This window comes from Delftia sp. 11MD (assembly GCF_050907895.1).
In the GTDB taxonomy this organism is placed as follows: Bacteria; Pseudomonadota; Gammaproteobacteria; order Burkholderiales; family Burkholderiaceae_C; genus Comamonas; species Comamonas tsuruhatensis.
The window spans coordinates 1,296,873-1,311,904 of the sequence record NZ_CP194333.1 but is presented as its reverse complement, the minus strand read 5'-3'; the positions used below and the strand labels follow the sequence as shown (position 1 = coordinate 1,311,904).

11 protein-coding genes are annotated in these 15,032 nt (G+C 66.3%); 6 read left to right on the top strand and 5 right to left on the bottom strand.

What is annotated here, in order from left to right; genetic code table 11:
* Nucleotides 1-153 precede the first annotated feature (153 nt).
* From ACRSCF_RS05925 to ACRSCF_RS05915, 3 genes are read right to left on the bottom strand one after another with little or no spacing between them, the layout of a single operon-like run.
* Nucleotides 154-576 (bottom strand): gamma-butyrobetaine hydroxylase-like domain-containing protein, encoded by a 423-nt coding sequence (locus ACRSCF_RS05925; RefSeq protein WP_047217082.1) that lies wholly within the window; start codon nt 574-576, stop codon nt 154-156.
* A 10-nt stretch (nt 577-586) separates the two neighbouring features.
* On the bottom strand, nt 587-1,042 hold the full coding sequence (locus tag ACRSCF_RS05920) for an HIT family protein (protein ID WP_034364054.1): 456 nt from the start codon (nt 1,040-1,042) through the stop codon (nt 587-589).
* A complete protein-coding gene (locus tag ACRSCF_RS05915) occupies nt 1,042-4,956 on the bottom strand; it encodes a DUF3683 domain-containing protein (protein ID WP_016445668.1) in 3,915 nt (1,304 codons plus the stop codon). Before ACRSCF_RS05915 ends, ACRSCF_RS05920 begins: the two co-directional genes overlap by 1 nt.
* 421 nt (nt 4,957-5,377) lie before the next feature.
* Here ACRSCF_RS05915 and ugpB point away from each other — a divergent pair, with 421 nt between their 5' ends.
* From ugpB to ACRSCF_RS05885, 6 genes are all read left to right on the top strand, one after another.
* On the top strand, nt 5,378-6,682 hold the full coding sequence (gene ugpB / locus ACRSCF_RS05910) for a sn-glycerol-3-phosphate ABC transporter substrate-binding protein UgpB (RefSeq protein WP_012207263.1): 1,305 nt from the start codon (nt 5,378-5,380) through the stop codon (nt 6,680-6,682).
* Nucleotides 6,683-6,805: 123 nt separating this feature from the next.
* Nucleotides 6,806-7,687: a sn-glycerol-3-phosphate ABC transporter permease UgpA gene (gene ugpA / locus ACRSCF_RS05905; RefSeq protein ID WP_016445667.1), complete on the top strand. Its 882-nt coding sequence runs from the start codon at nt 6,806-6,808 to the stop codon at nt 7,685-7,687.
* 2 nt (nt 7,688-7,689) lie between these two features.
* The gene (gene ugpE / locus ACRSCF_RS05900; protein WP_016445666.1) at nt 7,690-8,538 is read left to right on the top strand and encodes a sn-glycerol-3-phosphate ABC transporter permease UgpE; all 849 of its coding nucleotides are present in this window, start codon (nt 7,690-7,692) and stop codon (nt 8,536-8,538) included.
* A gap of 86 nt (nt 8,539-8,624) precedes the next feature.
* On the top strand, nt 8,625-9,635 hold the full coding sequence (ugpC, locus tag ACRSCF_RS05895) for a sn-glycerol-3-phosphate ABC transporter ATP-binding protein UgpC (protein WP_034364052.1): 1,011 nt from the start codon (nt 8,625-8,627) through the stop codon (nt 9,633-9,635).
* A gap of 90 nt (nt 9,636-9,725) precedes the next feature.
* Nucleotides 9,726-10,490: a glycerophosphodiester phosphodiesterase gene (ugpQ, locus tag ACRSCF_RS05890; protein ID WP_034364049.1), complete on the top strand. Its 765-nt coding sequence runs from the start codon at nt 9,726-9,728 to the stop codon at nt 10,488-10,490.
* A 150-nt stretch (nt 10,491-10,640) separates the two neighbouring features.
* Complete coding sequence (locus ACRSCF_RS05885; protein ID WP_126310898.1) at nt 10,641-13,058, top strand: DUF3772 domain-containing protein; 2,418 nt, start codon at nt 10,641-10,643, stop codon at nt 13,056-13,058.
* Here the strand turns inward: ACRSCF_RS05885 and ACRSCF_RS05880 are convergent.
* Nucleotides 13,055-13,960 carry an N-formylglutamate amidohydrolase gene (locus tag ACRSCF_RS05880; protein ID WP_034364046.1) on the bottom strand — a complete coding sequence of 302 codons (906 nt, stop codon included), beginning with the start codon at nt 13,958-13,960 and terminating at the stop codon, nt 13,055-13,057. The two genes, ACRSCF_RS05885 and ACRSCF_RS05880, sit on opposite strands and share 4 nt — an antisense overlap.
* Complete coding sequence (locus ACRSCF_RS05875; protein ID WP_016445661.1) at nt 13,960-14,952, bottom strand: tripartite tricarboxylate transporter substrate binding protein BugE; 993 nt, start codon at nt 14,950-14,952, stop codon at nt 13,960-13,962. The genes ACRSCF_RS05880 and ACRSCF_RS05875 overlap by 1 nt, the downstream gene beginning before the upstream one ends.
* Nucleotides 14,953-15,032: the final 80 nt, after the last annotated feature.

Sequence of the window (15,032 nt, the reverse complement as noted above, 5' to 3'; positions counted from 1 at the left end):
CAAACAGCTTGAAACGCCTTCAAACAAAGACTTTCAAGCTATTTTTAATATAGCACCACCCCCAATAACCCTGTGCTGTGCAAAGGTCCTGAATGTGGCGCTGTGGGAACGGCGCGGCAGACGCCGCGCCCCTGCCCCTGCGTGCGTACTGCGTCAGTGGCTGCCGCAGCCGTGCCCGCCGCCGCCGGCCTTGCCGGGCATGGGCGTGTCGCGGTCCATGCCGGACTCCTGTAGCCGGTCCAGGTACTGCGCCCAGAACTCGTCCTGGCGGCGGCCCAGTTCGTAGAGGTATTCCCAGGTGTACAGGCCGCTTTCATGCCCGTCGCTGAAGAAGGGCTTGATGGCGTAGTTGCCCACGGGCTCGATGGCCGTGATGGCCACGTCGCGCTTGCCGGTCTGCAGCACTTCCTGGCCCGGGCCATGGCCTTGCACCTCGGCCGAGGGGGAGTACACGCGCAGCAGCTCGAAGGGAATGCGAAAGCTTGCGCCATCGGAATAGGCCACTTCCAGCACGCGCGATGCGCCGTGCACGGTCAGGGCTTCGGGAGTTGGGGTGTCAGGGGTCAGGCCGGCCATGCGGTGCTCCTCATTCAGTGGCGGGGTGCTGCTGCCAGGCATCGAGTGCCTGCGACAGCGCCGTGTCTATGGCTGGCAAGCGCGCTGCCACCTCGGCCTCGCGCTCGCCATTGCGCGGGCGCTGGGCAGCAGCCCAGACCGAGCCCGGGAAATGGCTGTCCCATTCGAAACGCGCAACCACATGCCAGTGCAGGTGCGGCACCATGTTGCCCAGCGCCGCCAGGTTGATCTTGGCCGGCGCAAGGCGCTCACGCAAGACGCGCTCGACCAGGACCACGGCATCCATGCAGTGCTGGCGGTCGGCGGCATCCAGGTCGGAGAACTCGGCCACATGCGCATTCCAGACCACGCGGTAGAAGGCCGGGAAGCCCTCTTCCTGGGCGCGAATCACTCGCAGGCGCCGGCCGCGCCAGACGGGCAGGCCGCCTTCTGTGGCGCACAGGGGGCAGGAAGCGGAAGCAGCCATCAGACCAGAACCCGTTCGATGCCGCCGGCGTTGGCGCGCTGAACATATTCGGCCATCCAGTTCTCGCCCAGGATCTGGCGCGCCATCTCGACCACGATGTAGTCGGCCTCCAGCAGGCCGTTGTTCATGTCGCCGCCGTAGCGCGACAGGCCCTGCAGGCAGCTGGGGCAGCTGGTGAGGATCTTCACGTTGTCCTTCTCGGCCAGGGCGCCGCTGGCGCGCAGCGCGGCCTCGCCCTTTTTGAGTTCCTCTTCCTTGCGGAAGCGGATCTGCGTGGAGATGTCGGGGCGCGTGACGCCCAGCGTGCCCGATTCGCCGCAGCAGCGCTCGCTCTTGATCACGCCGTCGCCGACCAGGGCCTTGACGGTCTTCATGGGGTCCTGCAGCTTCATGGGCGAGTGGCAGGGGTCGTGGTAGAGGTAGCCCTCCTTGCCCTGCAGCGTCACGCCCTTTTCCAGCAGGTACTCGTGGATGTCGATGATGCGGCTGCCCGGGAAAATCTTGCCGAACTCGTAGCCCTGCAATTGGTCGTAGCAGGTGCCGCAGCTGACCACCACGGTCTTGATGTCCAGGTAGTTGAGCGTGGTGGCGACGCGGTGGAAGAGCACGCGGTTGTCCGTGATCATCTTCTCGGCCTTGTCGAACTGGCCGCTGCCGCGCTGGGGATAGCCGCAGCACAGGTAGCCCGGTGGCAGCACGGTCTGCACGCCGGCATGCCAGAGCATGGCCTGGGTGGCCAGGCCCACCTGGCTGAACAGGCGCTCGGAGCCGCAGCCGGGGAAGTAGAACACCGCCTCTGTGTCCGCGTTCGTGGTCTGCGGGCTGCGGATGATGGGCACGTAGTCCTTGTCCTCGATGTCCAGCAGGGCACGCGCCGTCTTGTTGGGCAGGCCGCCCGGCAGCTTCTTGTTGACGAAGTGGATCACCTGCTCCTTGAGCGGCGCACGCCCCACCGAGGCCGGCGGATGCTGGGTCTGCTTCCTGGCCAGGCTGTGGAGCACGTCGGAGGCCAGGCGCTGGGCCTTGAAGCCCACGCCGACCATGGCCGAGCGCATGAACTTGATGGTGTCCGGGTTGGTGGCGTTGAGCATGGCCATGGCCAGCTTGTTGCCGGGCCGGAAGCTCTTCTTGTCCATCTTGCGCAGCAGATTGCGCATGTTCATGGTCACGTCGCCGAAGTCGATCTTCACCGGGCAGGGGTTGAAGCACTTGTGGCAGACCGTGCAGTGGTCCGACACGTCCTCGAACTCCTGCCAGTGGCGCAGCGACACGCCGCGGCGCGTCTGCTCCTCGTACAGAAAGGCTTCGACCAGCAGCGAGGTCGCCAGGATCTTGTTGCGCGGGCTGTACAGCAGGTTTGCGCGCGGCACATGGGTGGCGCACACGGGCTTGCACTTGCCGCAGCGCAAGCAGTCCTTGACCGAGTCGGCAATGGCGCCGATGTCGCTTTGCTGCATGATCAGCGACTCGTGCCCCATCAGGCCGAAGCTGGGCGTGTAGGCGTTGGTCAGGTCGGCGAACATCAGCGATTCGCGCGGCGAGCGGCCGTCATGGCTCTGGCCCACCACGGCCTGCAGCTTCTCGTTGCGGATCAGCTTGCCCTTGTTGAAGCGGCCTTCGGGGTCCACGCGCTGCTTGTAGGCGGCAAAGGGCGCCAGTTCGTCGTCGCTGAGGAATTCCAGCTTGGTGATGCCGATGCCGTGCTCGCCCGAGATCACGCCGTCCAGATGGCGGGCCAGCACCATGATGCGCGCCACGGCCTCATGGGCGGTCTGCAGCATCTCGTAGTCGTCGCTGTTGACCGGAATGTTGGTGTGCACGTTGCCGTCGCCGGCGTGCATGTGCAGCGCCACCCAGACACGGCCCTTGAGCACGCGCTGGTGAATGGCATTGACTTCGGCCAGCAGCGGCTGGAAGGCCGCGCCCGCGAAGATCTGGGCCATGGGCGCCTTCAGCTGGGTCTTCCAGCTCGCGCGCAGCGTGTGATCCTGCAGTTGCTGGAAGAGGTTTTCCACGTTGTCCAGCCAGCCCTGCCACAGCGTGCGCACGTCGGCCACCAGGGCCAGGGCCTGCTGCACGCGGTCCTCCAGCAGTTCGGCCGAAGGGATGTCGCCCGCATCGTCCTGCTTGCCCAGGGGCAGGTCGCCGTGCTGGAAGAAGTCCGTCAGCGCGTCACACAGCTTGAGCTTGTTGCGCAGCGACAGTTCGATGTTGATGCGCTCGATGCCGTCCGTGTACTCCCACATGCGGGGCAGTGGGATCACCACGTCTTCGTTGATCTTGAAGGCGTTGGTGTGGCGCGAGATGGCGGCCGTGCGCTTGCGGTCCAGCCAGAATTTCTTGCGCGCCTCGGCGCTGACGGCGGTGAAGCCTTCACCGTTGCGCGAGTTGGCGATGCGCACCACCTCGGCGGCCACGCGGGCCACATCGTCGGCGTTGTCGCCGGCAATGTCGCCCAGCAGCACCATCTTGGGCAGATGGCCGTTGCCCTTCTTGCTCTTGGTGGCGTAGCCCACGGCCTTCAGGTAGCGGTCGTCCAGGTGCTCCAGGCCGGCCAGCAGCACGCCCGAGCGCTTTTGCTCGGCGAACATGAAGTCCTTGATCTCGACGATGCTGGGCACGGCGTCCTTGGCGTTGCCGAAGAACTCCATGCAGACCGTGCGCGTGTGCTCGGGCATGCGGTGCACCACCCAGCGCGCGCTGGTGATCAGGCCGTCGCAGCCTTCCTTCTGGATGCCGGGCAGGCCCGACAGGAACTTGTCGGTCACGTCCTTGCCCAGGCCTTCCTTGCGGAATTTCTGGCCGGGAATGTCCAGGCGCTCACTGCGGATGGGGGTCTTGCCGTCGGCCTCGAAGTACTGCAGCTCGAAGCTGGCCATCTCGGCGTCATGGATCTTGCCGAGGTTGTGGCCCACGCGCGTGACTTCCAGCCACTGCGCATCGGGCGTGACCATGCGCCAGGACACCAGGTTGTCCAGCGCCGTGCCCCAGAGCACGGCCTTCTTGCCGCCCGCATTCATGGCGACGTTGCCGCCGATGCACGAGGCCTCGGCCGATGTGGGGTCCACGGCGAAGACGAAGCCCGCGCGCTCGGCCGCATCGGCCACGCGCTGCGTGACCACTCCGGCCTCGGTGAAGATGGTGGGCACCTCGTGGTCCACGCCGGGGATGCGGCGCATCTCCACCTCCGTCATGGCCTCGAGCTTTTCGGTGTTGATCACCACGCTGCGCCAGGTCAGCGGGATCGCGCCGCCCGTGTAGCCCGTGCCGCCGCCGCGCGGAATGATGGTCAGGCGCAGCTCGATGCAGGCACGCACCAGGGCGGCCATCTCGGCTTCGGTATCGGGGGTGAGCACGACGAAGGGGTACTCGACGCGCCAGTCGGTGGCGTCCGTCACATGGGCCACGCGCGACAGGCCGTCGAACTTGATGTTGTCCTTGGCCGTGTGGCGGCCCAGGCTCTTTTGCACCCGGCGGCGCAGTTGCTCGGCCTCGACGAAGGTGGCGTTGAACTCATGCACGGCGCGGCGCGCCGCATCCACCAGCTGGCCCACCAGCGCATCGCGCACGGGGTCCTGCTGCGGAGCGCGGCGCTTGTCGATCTCGCCCAGGCGGTGCTCCAGTGCCTCCACCAGCGCCTTGCGGCGGTCGGGGCTGTGCAGCAGGTCGTCCTGCAGGTAGGGATTGCGCTGGACGACCCAGATGTCCCCCAGCACCTCGTAGAGCATGCGGGCTGAGCGGCCCGTGCGCCGCTCCTGGCGCAGCTGGTTGAGCACATCCCACATGGAAGTACCCAGCAGGCGGATCACGATCTCGCGATCGGAAAACGAGGTGTAGTTGTAGGGAATCTCTCGCAGACGTGCAGGTTCGGCTGCCTGTGCCTGCAGGGCCGCCAACGCAATCGGTACATTCATGGGGGTAGACCGTGTCTGGCGCTCTAGGGGCGCCGCTAAGCCAAGTGGGAGCGCAATTTTAAGCGAGCCCCTCGAAGGCCCGCTTCCTACGGGGCTCTGGGCGGCTCGCCGTCTTGCCCTGAGACGCCAGCCCTCGCCAACACCACGGGGCAGACACGCCCCGGCGAACCGGCCTTATACAGAAAGAGCACAAACGAGCCAATACGAACAACCCGTGCTTTTGAAACGAAATGGTATTGACCTAAAATAGCGCCGCTTCGCGTGTCATTTTTTGTCACACGACTGACATACGGGACCAGCGGCTCACCGGGTTTGGCCTGTAGTGCGGTAAGAAGCATCCGAAAACAATGACACAGACATGTCATGCCCCTGCCTTACCGTGGCAGCGGTCTGAAACCGTCACCGAACTAGAGGAGTCCTCATGCAACTGAAGCAACTGGCCATGGCGGCCGCGATCGCGGCCACCACCATCTCGGCACAAGCCCAAACCGAAATCCAGTGGTGGCACTCGATGAGCGCGGCCCTGGGCGACTGGGTGAACGACCTGGCCAAGGAGTACAACGCCAGCCAGACCCAGTACAAGATCGTGCCGACCTACAAGGGCCAGTATGACGAGTCCATGACAGCTGCCATCGCCGCGTTCCGCGCCGGCAATGCACCTGACATCCTGCAGGTCTTCGAAGTGGGCACGGCCACCATGATGGCCTCCAAGGGTGCCGTGGTTCCGGTCACCAAGGTCATGAACGACGGCGGCTTCAAGTTCGACCAGGGCGAGTACATCTCCGCCGTGGCCGGCTACTACACCGCCCCCAACGGCCAGATGATGAGCTACCCGCTCAACAGCTCGACCACCATCTTCTACTACAACAAGGACGCCTTCAAGAAGGCGGGCCTGGACGAGAACAAGCCGCCCAAGACCTGGCCCGAAGTGTTCGCCGCCGCTGAAAAGCTCAAGGCCTCGGGCCACCGCTGCGCACTGACCACGAGCTGGATGAGCTGGACCCAGCTGGAGAGCTTCTCGCTGTGGCACAACACCCTGTACGCGACCAAGAACAACGGCTTTGACGGCACCGATGCCAAGCTGGTGTTCAACTCGCCGCTGCACGTCAAGCACTTCGAGAACCTGGCCAAGGCCGCCAAGGACGGCAGCTTCGTCTACAAGGGCCGCGGCAACGTGCCCGACGCCGCCTTCGCTTCCGGCGAGTGCGCGATGATCACGGGCTCCTCCGGCCTGTACGCCCGCGTGGTCAAGGAAGGCAAGTTCGCCTTCGGCCAGTCGCAGCTGCCCTACTACGCCGATGTGAAGGGCGCCCCCCAGAACACGGCCATCGGCGGTGCTTCCCTGTGGGTGATGGCTGGCAAGAGCGCCGAACGCTACAAGGGCGTGGCTGACTTCTTCAACTTCCTGAACAACACCAAGATCCAGGCCGCCAGCCACCAGCGCACCGGCTACCTGCCCGTGACCACCGCTGCGTACAAGCTGACCGAGGCTTCGGGCTTCTACGAAAAGCATCCCGGCACCGACACCGCCGTGACGCAGATGATCCGCAAGACCACCGACAAGTCGCGCGGCATCCGCCTGGGCAACTTCGTTCAGATCCGCACCATCATCGATGAGGAAACCGAACAGATCTGGACCGGCAAGAAGACTCCCCAGCAGGCACTGGACACCGCTGTCACCCGTGGCAACGAGCAACTGGGCCGCTTCGCCCGGGCCAACAAGTAATCCTCCCATGTGATCTGCGGTGTGGCCGCTGCGCAGGCAGCCCGCACCGTGCATCACAGGCCCGCAACCGGCGGCCCCACGGCCATCCGGTTTGCGGGCTGTTTTGTTCTACCGAGTTCCGTCATGGAAAAACGCGTTCTTTTTCGATCCGCCTGGCTGCCGTGGCTGCTGATAGCACCACAGATGGTCATCGTGCTGGTCTTCTTTTTCTGGCCCGCAGGCCAGGCCATCGTGCAGTCTTTCCAGGCGCAGGATACGTTTGGCTTTTCCACCGAATGGGTGGGCTTCGCCAACTTCCAGCATCTGCTGGATGACCCTGCCTACCTGGCCTCGTTCAAGACCACGGCCATCTTTTCCCTGCTGGTGGCGGTGTTCGGCATCGCGCTGTCGCTGATGCTGGCCATTTTTGCGGACCGCGTGATCAAGGGTGCGCTCGCCTACAAGACCGCCTTGCTGCTGCCCTATGCGGTGGCGCCCGCCGTGGCAGGCGTGCTGTGGGTGTTCATGTTCTCGCCGTCCATCGGCGTCGTGGCCTATGCGCTGCGCATGATCGGCTATGACTGGAACCACCTGCTGAACTCCGGCAACGCCATGACGCTGATCGTCATCGCCGCGATCTGGAAGCAGATCTCCTACAACTTCCTGTTCTTCCTTGCGGGCCTGCAGTCCATCCCCAAGTCGCTGATCGAGGCCGCCGCCATCGACGGCGCGGGCCCCATGCGCCGCTTCTGGGACATCCAGTTCCCGCTGCTGTCGCCCACCACGTTCTTCCTGCTGGTGATGAACGTGGTCTATGCCTTCTTCGACACCTTCGGCATCGTGGACGCCACGACCCAGGGCGGTCCGGGCCAGGACACCTCCATCCTGGTCTACAAGGTCTATCACGATGGCTTCAAGGCCATGGACATGAGCGGCTCGGCTGCCCAATCCGTCGTGCTGATGGTGATCGTGGTTGCACTCACCGTGATCCAGTTCCGCTATGTTGAGAAGAAAGTGCAGTACTGATCATGGTTGAACGCAGTCCTCTTCTGACCTTTTTCTCGCACCTGATCATGGTGCTGGGCGTGTTGATCGTCGGCTTTCCGCTGTACCTGGCCTTCGTGGCCTCCACGCACACGCCGCAGGACATCATCCAGGTGCCCATGCCCCTGGTGCCCGGCAGCAACTTCTGGGAAACCTACAAGGCCGCGCTGTTCGGCGGCTCGGGCCCTGGCTCCAGCGCGCCCGTGGCACGCATGATGTGGATCAGCTTCGTCTCGGCCATGGTGATCACCGTGGGCAAGATCGCGATCTCGCTGCTGTCGGCCTTCGCACTGGTGTACTTCCGCTTCCCGTTCAAGAAGATCTGCTTCTGGCTGATCTTCGTGACCCTGATGCTGCCCGTGGAAGTGCGCATCGGCCCCACCTACGAAGTCGTCTCCACGCTGGGCATGCTCAACAGCTACGCCGGCCTGACGATTCCGCTGATCGCCTCGGCCACGGCCACCTTCCTGTTCCGCCAGTTCTTCCTGACGGTGCCGGACGAGCTGGTGGAGGCCGCCCGCATCGATGGCGCCGGCCCCATGCGCTTCTTCAAGGATGTGCTGGTGCCGCTGTCCAAGACCTCGATCGCGGCGCTGTTCGTGATCCAGTTCATCTACGGCTGGAACCAGTACCTGTGGCCGCTGCTCGTGACCACCTCGGAAGACATGTACCCCGTGGTCATCGGCATCAAGCGCATGGTGGCCAGCGGCGATACCGGCAACGACTGGAACGTGGTGATGGCGACGGCCCTGCTGGCCATGCTGCCGCCCGCTGCCGTGGTGATCCTGATGCAGCGCTGGTTCGTCAAGGGCCTGGTGGACACCGAAAAGTAAGCCGTCCACCGCCCCCACCCACCGTATAGAACCCCGCAGAGCAAGCGCCAGCGCCCTTCGCTCTGCGACTCAACCAGAATCTTCGTATGGCATCCATTTCCTTTCGCAACCTGATCAAGCGCTACGGCCACGGCCCGTCGGCCAACCAGGTACTGCACGGCGTCAACGCCGAAATCCAGGACGGCGAGTTCGTCGTCATCGTCGGCCCTTCGGGCTGCGGCAAGTCCACCCTGCTGCGCATGGTGGCGGGCCTGGAAGAGATCTCCGACGGCCAGCTGCTGATCGGCGACAAGGTCGTCAACGACGTGGAACCGGCCAAGCGCGACATCGCCATGGTGTTCCAGAACTATGCGCTGTACCCGCATATGTCGAACTACGAGAACATGGCCTACGGCCTGAAGATCGCCAAGGTGCCGCCCGAGGAGATCAAGCGCCGCGTGGACAAGGCCGCCAAGATCCTGGAGCTGTCGCACCTGCTGGACCGCAAGCCGCGCCAGCTGTCGGGCGGCCAGCGCCAGCGCGTGGCCATGGGCCGTGCCATCGTGCGCCAGCCCAAGGTCTTCCTGTTCGACGAGCCGCTGTCCAACCTGGACGCCAAGCTGCGCGGCCAGACCCGCATCGAGATCCAGAAGCTGCACGCCGAGCTGGGCATCACCAGCCTGTTCGTGACCCACGACCAGGTCGAGGCCATGACCCTGGCCCAGCGCATGATCGTCATGAACGGCGGCGTGATGGAGCAGTTCGGCACGCCCGAAGAGGTCTACCACACGCCCGCCTCCACCTTCGTGGCCAGCTTCATCGGCTCGCCCCCGATGAACCTGCTCAAGAACGCGCCCGGCGGCACGACCGGCCGCATCCTGGGCATCCGCCCCGAGCACCTGGTCGTCGTCAACGAAGGCGGCTGGGAAATCAAGGTGGACACCGTGGAAATGCTGGGCGCCGAGCGCCTGGTCTATGGTTCGCTCAATGGCGAGACGATGACGGTACGCATCGACGAAGGCGCGCCCTTCCCCAAGTCCGGCGAGACCATGCGCGTGCGTCCTTCCGAAGAGCGTCGCCTGCACTGGTTCGACGCAGAAAGCGGCAAGCGGATCTGATCCCCTGAAGGCCGGCTCTCCGACCTTTTCCAAGAGAGCCCCAGAGGCTCTCTTTTTCCATCCAAGCTCCCTTCTTTTGACGGACTCGCCATGACCGAGAACCTGAAATCCTGGCCCTACCCCCTGTGGGTGGCCCACCGTGGCGCCGGCAAGCTGGCGCCCGAAAACACCATGGCCGCTTTCCGCCTGGGCGCCGCGCACGGCTATCGCATGTTCGAGTGCGATGCCAAGCTGTCTGCCGACGGCGTGCTGTTCCTGATGCACGACGCCACGCTGGAGCGCACCACCAACGGCCACGGCACGGGTGGCGACCTGTCCATGGGCGAGATCGCCCAGCTCGACGCCGGCAGCTGGCACTCGCGCGCCTACGCGGGCGAGGCCCTGCCCACGCTGGAAGCCCTGGCGCGCTGGTGCCTGGCCAACCACTTTTTCCTGAACGTGGAGATCAAGCCCACGCCGGGCCAGGAAGAGGCCACGGGCCGCGCCACGGGCGAGCTGATGAACCGCATCTGGTCCCAGGACCGGGTCCCGCCGCTGTTCACCTCGTTCAAGACCGATGCCCTCAAGGGCGCACGCGACACGGCGCCCCACATTCCGCGCGGCCTGCTGGTGGACAGGCTGGCAGACGCCACGGGCGACGCCGACCTGCGCACCGCGCTGGAATTGGGCTGCGCAGCCATGGTGCTCAACCACGCGCTGTGGGATGCAGCCCTGGTCGCCAAGGTGCATGGCGCGGGCCTGCGCTGCAGCAGCTACACGGTCAACGACGAATGGGCCGCACAGCGCCTGATCGACCTGGGCACGGACGGCGTCATCACCGACCGTGTCGATATGTTCAGTCCCGCATCGCGCTGAGACGGCTGCCGGCTGGCGGGGCCGGACCTTTGGAAACAACCGCTGCAGCGGCCCGCCGCACAATGTGCGTCCATGACACCGCCCTGCAGCCCTCTTCCGCAGCGCCCCACGTGGGCACAGGCCCTTCGCCCATGCCTGGCCATCTGGCTGATGGCTCTGGCGATGCTGCTCCTGTCTGCACCCGGCCCGGCCCAGGCCCAGGACGGCGCCACAGCCGCGGGCGCGACCGCAGAAGACGGCCGGCCCGCCCTTCCCAGCGTAGACGATCTGCGCAAGCAGCTGGACGCCATTCCCCGCAAGCTGGCCGAGGACGATGACGGCCGCAAGCTGCTGGACGAGGCTGCAGCCATTGGCACGGCAGCCGACCAGGTGGCGGCCCGCCGCACCGAGGAACTGGCCGATATCGATTCGCGCCTGGCCGGCCTGGGACCGGCGCCCGAAAAAGGCGCCCCCGCCGATGCGCCCGATGTGGCCGAGCAGCGCGCCAGCCTGGCCAAGCAACGCAGTGCCGTGGATTCCGAACTCAAACTCGCGCGGCTGGTGTCGGTCGATGCCGACCAGCGCGGCAACGAGCTGATACGCCAGCGCCGCGAACAATTCCAGGCCGCGCTGACGGCCCGCACCGATTCACCGCTGGGCCGCCCCTTCTGGCGCAATCTGAGCACCGCCGCGCCCCTGGACGCGGCGCGCCTGCAGGGGCTGGGGCGCGAGCTGCGCCAATCGGTGAGCTCCACCTTGGCCTCCGATCGCCGGGGCGGCTTTATCGCCAGCCTGGCCGCTGCCTTGCTGATCGCCCTGCTCGGCCCCTGGCTGGCCGAGCGCCTGCTGGTGCGCGCCGCGCCCGCACGCCTGCCCAGCGGCCGCCTGCGCCGCTCGCTGCGCGCGGCAGCCACGGTGGTGATCAACACGCTGCTGATCGGCCTGGCGGCGCAGCTGGCCTGGAGCGTGCTCAAGGCCGGCGATGGCTTCAGCGAATCGCTGGACGCGCTGGCCAAGGCCAGCGTGCAGGTCACGCTGTTCGGCGCCTTCGTGGTGTCGCTGGGCCAGACCCTGCTGTCGCGCAAGCGCAGCTCATGGCGCCTGCCCGGCGTGTCGGACGAGCTGGCCGAGCGGCTCAGCCCCTACCCCTGGTGGATTGCGGCAGGTGCCGCGATCAACGGCCTGGTGACCGAGGTCAACGCCATCATCGGCGCCAGCCTGGCCGCCGAGGTCACGGTGCACGCCCTGTCGGCCCTGCTGATTTCGGCCGTGGTCATGCTGGCCCTGCGGCATCTGCGCGCGCCGGCGCCAGTGGCGCAGGAAGACGGCGCCCAGGCGGAGCCCGCGCCGCCCCGGCCCTTGTGGGTGGGACTGCTCGTGGCCTGCGCGGCGGTGGCCAGCATTGCCACCATTGCACTGGCCGTGACCGGCTATGTGGCGCTTGCCGGCACGCTGGCACGCCAGATGGTGTGGACCGGCGTGGTCTTTGCCACCACCTACCTGCTGTTCCAGCTCGGCGACGATCTGTGCGAGGCCCTTCTGTCGTCCAAGGGCAGCTTCGGCACCCGGCTGAACCAGGGCCTGGGCATCGAGGGCCGGCTGCTGGACCAGGCCTCGGTCCTGGTCTCGGGACTGTTGCGCGTGGCCCTGCTGTTCTACATGGTGATCGCCTTGCTGGCCCCGCTGGGCACGGGGCCGGACGAGGTGTTTCGCCGCGGCAGCACGGTGAACCACAGCCTCAAGGTGGGCGACTTCACCATGGCGCCGCAGGCCCTGTTCACCGCATTCGCCGTGATCGTCACGGGCCTGATCGTGATCCGCGTGATCAAGCGCTGGCTGACGGACCGCTACTTCCCCAACACCTCGCTGGAGCCTGGCATGCGCAGCTCCATCACCACGCTGCTGGGCTATGTGGGCGGCATCTTCGTGGTGGCCGTGGCGCTGGCGGGGCTGGGCATCAGCGTGGAGCGCATCGCCTGGGTGGCCAGCGCGCTGTCGGTGGGCATTGGCTTCGGCCTGCAGGCCATCGTGCAGAACTTCATCTCGGGCCTGATCCTGCTGGCCGAGCGGCCCGTCAAGGTGGGCGACTGGGTGGTGCTGGGCGATACCGAGGGCGACGTGCGCCGCGTCAACGTGCGCGCGACCGAGATCCAGCTGGGCGACCGCTCCACCGTCATCGTGCCCAACTCGGAATTCATCACCAAGACCGTGCGCAACATGACGCTGGCCGGCGCGCCCGGGCGGGTGCTGCTGCGCCTTCCCGCACCGCTGGACACCGATGCCGAGCGCATGCGCACCCTGATCCTGGAAGCCTTTCGCGCGCATGAAGGCATCCTGGACACGCCCGAGCCTTTGGTGCAGCTCGAAGGCATTGCCAACGGCACGCTGACCTTTCTGGCCATCGGCTACGTCGGCAATCCGCGCAATGCGGGTGGCGTGCGCAGTGATGTGCTGTTCAGCATCCTGGCCTCGCTCAAGGGCGCAGGCCTGTACCTGTCGCCACCGGCCACCACCTCGGTGGCGGCACCCGTGGTGACAGGTACGCCGGGCACGCCGACCATGCCCGGTGATCCGGCAAGCCCGGCCTAGCCGCGCCTTGCCATTTCCGATCGCACATGCGCCGCGACCACGGCCATCAGCTCACGCAGATGGCCGCGCAGCGGCTCGAATCCCGCATTGGGCTCGCGCGTGTCCTCGTCCATGTAGACCGGGCGGCGGATCTCGATCTGCAGGCTGTGCCGGCCCAGGTGCGGCTGGCCTATGCGCCCGATCAGCTCCACGCCCTTGTAGGGCTCGTTGTAGGCCACGCTGTAGCCAAAGCCCGCCAGCGTCTCGCCCACCAGCTGGATGAACTCGGGCGCGCAGGTCGTGCCGTCGCGGTCGCCCAGCACGAAGTCGGCCAGCGGCGGCGCGTCGGTACGGCCCAGGCGCTTGTAGACATCGTTGGGCATGGAGTGCAGGTTCAGGTGCCAGACGCCGCCAAAGCGCTGCACGCTGCCATCGATGGCCTGCGCCAGCGCCGCATGGTAGGGGTGCCAGTAGCGCGCGATGCGGTGCTCCACCTCGGCCACCGTGCGCGGACGGTCATACAGCGGCGTTGCCACGCCGTCGCGGCTGATGCGCTGCCAGATCAGGCCCAGGCCCTGGCGCGTCTTGACGCTGGGCGCCAGGGGCACGGGCCACTGGCCGTCGATCTGGGCCGGGTCCAGGTCGGCCTCGCTGCGGTTGGGGTCGATGTAGGTGCGCGGAAAGGTGGCCTCGATCAGCGTCGCGCCATGCGCGGGCCACCGGTCCCAGAGCGCGGCCACATGCGTGTCCTCGCCACGGCGCAGCAGGGACATGGGCACGGCATGGCCGAAATCCTCGGGATAGGAGGTGCCGCTGTGCGGCGAGTCGCAGACGATGGGCAGCACCTCGCCCATTGCGGGATGCACCACGACCGGGGTGTCCGGCCGGGGGCGCAGGAAATCCGACTGTGCCATGCGGTCCATCAGTCGAGCTTGATGTTGGCGCGCTTGGCCACGGCCGTGTAGCGCTCGATGGCGGCCTTGATCTGCTTGGCGAATTCCTCGGGCGTGTTGCCCATGGACTCGCCCGAGATGGATTTTTGCTTTTCCAGGTAGTCAGGCATGGCCATGGCCTTGTGCGCGGCGGCATTGAGCTTGTCGATGATGGGGCGCGGCGTGCCGGCCGGCGCAACCAGGCCGAACCAGCCGCCATCGCCCATCTGCGCAAAGCCCAGCTCGGTGTACGTGGGCACGTCGGGCAGCACGTCGGCGCGCTTGAAGGCCAGCACGGCCAGCGGGCGCAGCTTGCCGTCCTTGATGTGGGGCAGCGTGGAGGGCAGGTTGTCCGTCATGGCGTTGACCTGGCCGCCCAGCGCGTCGGTGATGGCCTGGCCCGCGCCCTTGTAGGGGATGTGCAGCAGGTCGATGCCCGCCAGGTTCATGAAGTTCTCGATATTGGCGTGGCCCAGCGAACCCGTGCCCGGCGAGGCAAAGCTGTACTTGCCCGGGTTGGCCTTGGCCAGGGCGATGAACTCCTTCATGGTCTTGGCGGGCACGCTGGCGTTGACCACGAATACGCTGGGCACCGACATCACATTGGTGATGGGCGCGAAGTCCTTGATCGGGTCATAGGGCAGCTTGCGGAAGATCGCCGGGTTGGAGCCGTGCGTGCTCACCGTGGCCATGCCGATGGTGTAGCCGTCCGGCGCGGCACGCGCGATTTCGGAAGCGCCGATGGAGCCGCCGGCCCCGCCGCGGTTGTCCACCACCACCGACTTGCCGAGGATCACGCTCATCTTCTCGGCCAGCAGGCGCGCCACCATGTCGGTGGAGCCACCGGCTCCGAACGGCACGACCAGGCGGATCGGACGGCTGGGATAGTCGGCCGCCGGGCCCTGGGCCCAAGCGGCGGGAGCCAGAAGAGCGGTGGCGGCGCAGGCGGCCAGGCTGGACAACAGGGTGCGGCGCATTGCCATGGGATGTTTCCTATCTTGGTTGGGGGTGGCGGCAAAGCACGGGCTCTGCAGGACAGGCGCTGATTCTGGACAGCCGCCGC